A 3,808-nucleotide genomic window follows, 5' to 3' on the forward strand; every position below is an offset into this window, starting at 1 on the left:
CTGGACATCGGCGCCCGGTCCCGGCCCCGGGAGAGTCAGCGCAGCCGGACGATCTCCGCGTACACCGAGACCGCGACCTCGCCCGGCGTCCTGGCGCCGATGTCCAGGCCGGCCGGCACGTGGACGCGCTCGCCGCCGTCCACCCCGGCCAGGACGGCCGCGCCGCGCCTGCCGCTGGCGATCAGCCCGACGTACGGCACCCCGGCGGCCAGCGCCGCCCGCAGCACCGGCTCCTCGGCCACCCCGTGCGAGGCCACCAGCACGGCCGCGGTGTCGGCGGCGATCGGCGCGCCCGGGGCGGCGCCCGACTCCACCTGGTAGCCCATCGCCCGCCCGACCTCGGCGAAGGCGCGGGCGATGGGCCCGTCGCCGTGCACCCGGACGAGCACCGGCGGCAGCACCGCCTCCAGGAAGATCTCCAGGGTGCCGCCGGACAGGCACGGCTGGCCCACCGCGATCAGGCCGTCCTCCTCGCGCGGCGCGTCCGCCTCGGGGGTGATGCGCAGCAGCGTGCCCGGACGGCGCTGCTGGAGCAGGCGCAGGCTCTGCGCGCGCACCGTGTCGGTGGCGCACACGCCGCCGACGAACCCCTCGATGGTGCCGTCGGACAGCACCAGCGCGCGGTCGCCCGCCTTCGCGCTGGTCGGCCGCTGCGCGCGCACCACCGTGGCCATCACGTACGGCTCACGCCCGGAACGCAGCTCGGCCAGCCTGGACGGCAGGTCCGTCACCTCCGTCACCTCCGTCACCTCCGCCACCGGCGTTGCGCGCGTGGTGTGGTGAGCGGGCTCCCCGCCGCGCGGGCGACGGGGAACCGGCATGCCGAGGAACTCGCTCACGGGATCGCCAGGTCCGTGCGGAACGGGTCGCCGGAGATCGTCCGCCACACGTTGGCCGGGGTCAGCGGCATGTCGGCGTGCCGCACCCCGTACGGCTTCAGCGCGTCGACCACCGCGTTGACCACCGCCGCAGGCGAGCCCACCGTGGCCGACTCGCCGACGCCCTTGGCCCCGATGGGATGCGTCGGCGAGGGCGTGACGGTCTCGCCCAGCTCCCACGACGGGCATTCCATCGAGGTCGGCAGCAGGTAGTCCATGAAGGAGGCGCCCAGGTGGTTGCCGTCCTCGTCGAACGCCATCACCTGCATGAGCGCCATGCCGACCCCGTCGGCCAGCCCGCCGTGGATCTGCCCCTCGACGATCATCGGGTTGATGCGGACGCCGCAGTCGTCCACCGCCACGAACCTGCGCACCTTCACCTGGCCGGTGGCCTGGTCGACGTCCACCGCGCAGATGTAGGCGCCGAACGGGTAGGTCAGGTTGGGCGGGTTGTAGACGGTGACCGCGTCCAGATGCCCCTCGACGCCCTCGGGCAGCTCCAGGTTCGAGTGCGCGGCCAGCGCGATCTCGGCCATCGTCCTGCCGCTGGCCGGGTCGCCCACCACCGACCACCGGCCGTCGGCCCACTCCAGGTCCTCGGGCGCGGCCTCCAGCATGGCCGCCGCGACGATCCTGGCCCGGTCGCGCACCTTCCTCGACACGATGGCCGTCGCCGCGCCGGAGACGGGCGTGGAACGCGAGCCGTACGTGCCGAGCCCGAACGGGGTCTGGTCGGTGTCGCCGTGCACCACCTCCACGTCGTCGGCCGGGATGCCCAGCTCCTGCCCGACGATCTGGGCGAACGTGGTCTCGTGCCCCTGGCCCTGGCTCTGGCACGACACCCGCAGCACGGCCTTGCCCGTCGGGTGCACCCGCAGCTCGGCGCCGTCGGCCATGCCCAGGCCCAGGATGTCCATGTGCTTGCGCGGGCCCGCGCCGACCGCCTCGGTGAAGAAGCTGATGCCGATGCCCATCAGCTCGCCCCTGGCCCGCTTGTCGGCCTGCTCGGCGCGCAGCTTGTCGTAGCCGATCATGTCCATGGCCAGGCGCAGCGCCTTGGGGTAGTCGCCCGAGTCGTACTCCCAGCCGGTGGGCGAGGTGTACGGGAACTGCTCGGGCCGCAGCAGGTTGCGCATCCGCACCTCGGCCGGGTCCAGGCCGAGCTCGGCGGCCAGCACGTCCACCATGCGCTCGACCAGGTAGACGGCCTCGGTGACGCGGAAGGAGCAGGCGTAGGCCACGCCGCCGGGCGCCTTGTTCGTGTAGACGCCGGTGACCTCGCAGTGCGCGGCCTCGATGTCGTAGGAGCCGGAGAAGACGTGGAAGAACCCGGCGGGGAACTTGGTCGGCTGGGCGGTGCCGTTGAACGCGCCGTGGTCGGCCAGCACCTTCACCCGGATCGCCTGGATCCGCCCGTCGCGCGTCGCGGCCACCTCGCCGCGCATGTGGTAGTCGCGGGCGAAGGCGGTGCTCATCAGGTTCTCCGAGCGGTCCTCCATCCACTTGACCGGCTTGCCGGTGACGATCGAGCCGACGATCGCGCACACGTAGCCCGGGTAGATGCCGACCTTGCCGCCGAAGCCGCCGCCGATGTCCGGGGAGATCACCCGGATCTTGTGCTCGGGCAGGCCCGCCACCAGCGCGTACAGCGTCCGGTGGGCGTGCGGGGCCTGGGTGGGGCACCAGACGGTCAGCTTGCCGGTGACCTTGTCGAAGTCGGCCACCGCGCCGCACGTCTCCAGCGGCGCCGGATGCACCCGCGGGTAGATCATGTCCTGCGCGACCGTCACCTCGGCCTGGGCGAACAGCGCGTCGGTGCGGTCCTTGTCGCCGGCCTGCCAGTCGAAGATGTGGTTGCCGGTGCGGCCCTCCAGGTCGTCGCGGATCACCGGGGCGCCGGGGTCGAGCGCCTTCCTGGCGTCCACGACCGGCTCCAGCGGCTCGTACTCGACGTCGATGAGCTCCAGCGCGTCGCGGGCCGCGTAGGCGTCCTCGGCCACCACGAACGCGACCTCCTGGCCCTGGAAGCGCACCTTGTCGGTGGCCAGCACCGCCTGGACGTCCTGCGACAGCGTCGGCATCCAGGCCAGGTTCAGCCCGGCCAGGGTCTGTCCGGTGATGACCGCCCTGACCTTCGGGTGCGCCTCGGCGGCCGAGGTGTCGATCGCGACGATGCGGGCGTGGGCGTGCGGCGAGCGCAGGATCGCGCCGTGCAGCATGCCGGGCAGCCGGACGTCGTCCACGTAGTTGCCGCGGCCCCGGATGAAGCGGGCGTCCTCCTTGCGCTGCATGCGTCCGTAGCTCATGACCTCGCCTCCGCTTCGGCGTCGGCCGCCCACTTGATCGAGCGGACGATGTTCTCGTAGCCGGTGCACCGGCACAGCTGGCCCGAGATGGCCTCGCGGATCTGGCCCTCGTCCGGGTCGGGCTGGTTGTCCAGCAGCCAGCGCGCGGTCAGCAGCATGCCCGGCGTGCAGAAGCCGCACTGCAGGCCGTGGCACTCCACGAACGCCTTCTGCACGGTGTCGAGCTCGCCGTCGCGCTCCAGGCCCTCCACCGTGGTCACCTCGTGCCCGTCGGCCATGACGGCCAGCACCGTGCACGACTTGACCGGCACGCCGTCGAGCCGCACCGTGCACACGCCGCAGTTGGACGTGTCGCACCCCCAGTGCGTGCCGGTCAGGCCCAGCTCGTCGCGCAGGAAGTGGACGAGCAGCAGCCGCGGCTCGACCTCCCTGGTGTACGGCTGGCCGTTCACCGAGACCGTGATCAGCATGGGTCAGATCCTCTCCGCCGCGGCGACCAGCGCCCGCCTGGTCAGTTCCGCGGCCAAGTGCCGCTTGTAGTCGGCCGGGCCGCGCTGGTCGGCGCGCGGGTCGCAGTGCGCGGCGGCGATCGCGGCCGCCTCGGCGAACGTCTCGCCGGTCGCG

Annotated in this window: 3 protein-coding genes and 1 pseudogene; all 4 read right to left on the reverse strand. The window is 73.0% G+C overall.

The window, feature by feature from the left end:
• Positions 1–35: 35 nt before the first annotated feature.
• The gene (locus HII36_RS53885; protein ID WP_217371106.1) at positions 36–740 is read right to left on the reverse strand and encodes an XdhC family protein; all 705 of its coding nucleotides are present in this window, start codon (positions 738–740) and stop codon (positions 36–38) included.
• A 95-nt stretch (positions 741–835) separates the two neighbouring features.
• Positions 836–3,184, reverse strand: a complete 2,349-nt coding sequence (locus HII36_RS53890) for an aerobic carbon-monoxide dehydrogenase large subunit (protein ID WP_173531153.1) — start codon at positions 3,182–3,184, stop codon at positions 836–838.
• Entirely contained in the window at positions 3,181–3,654 is a 474-nt protein-coding gene (locus HII36_RS53895) for a (2Fe-2S)-binding protein (protein WP_173531154.1), read from the reverse strand. The genes HII36_RS53890 and HII36_RS53895 overlap by 4 nt, the downstream gene beginning before the upstream one ends.
• A gap of 3 nt (positions 3,655–3,657) precedes the next feature.
• Positions 3,658–3,808, reverse strand: a pseudogene (locus HII36_RS58460) (FAD binding domain-containing protein); the annotation flags it as partial.

It is taken from the genome of Nonomuraea antri, from assembly GCF_013283785.1.
Taxonomy (GTDB): domain Bacteria; phylum Actinomycetota; class Actinomycetes; order Streptosporangiales; family Streptosporangiaceae; genus Nonomuraea; species Nonomuraea antri.

Coding starts and splice junctions, on each gene's coding strand:
- HII36_RS53895 (WP_173531154.1), bottom strand. CDS start 3,654: ATGCTGATCACGGTCTCGGTGAACGGCCAGCCGTACACCAGGGAGGTC.
- HII36_RS53890 (WP_173531153.1), bottom strand. CDS start 3,184: ATGAGCTACGGACGCATGCAGCGCAAGGAGGACGCCCGCTTCATCCGG.